Consider the following 379-nt stretch of genomic DNA (forward strand, 5'->3'; position numbering starts at 1 on the left):
GTCTTGAGAACATCGGCACGCCGAAGAAGGAGATCGCCGAGAAGATCGCGCAGGTCGCCAAGATGCTGCAGATCGATCAGCTTCTCGAGCGTCGTCCCAAGGATTTGTCGGGTGGGCAGCGCCAGCGCGTCGCCATCGGCCGCGCCGTGGTGCGGGAACCTCGCGTGTTCCTCTTCGACGAACCGCTTTCCAACCTCGATGCGGAACTGCGCGTCGACATGCGCGGTGAGATTTCCAGTCTGCACCGGCGTCTCGGCAACACCATGATCTACGTCACGCATGATCAGGTGGAAGCCATGACCATGGCCGACAAGATCGCCGTTTTGCGGGCTGGTAAACTCGAACAATTTGGTGTGCCGCTCGACCTTTACAACCGCCC

The 379-nt window shown here is 60.4% G+C and carries 1 protein-coding gene; it reads left to right on the forward strand.

Annotated elements, in window-relative coordinates; translation table 11 throughout:
- A partial coding sequence (locus AYO36_RS14035) for an ABC transporter ATP-binding protein (protein ID WP_156501868.1) occupies window positions 1–379 on the forward strand: 379 nt, incomplete at both ends.

The sequence above is a fragment of the Exiguobacterium sp. KKBO11 genome, from assembly GCF_001644945.1.
In the GTDB taxonomy this organism is placed as follows: domain Bacteria; phylum Bacillota; class Bacilli; order Exiguobacteriales; family Exiguobacteriaceae; genus Exiguobacterium_A; species Exiguobacterium_A abrahamii.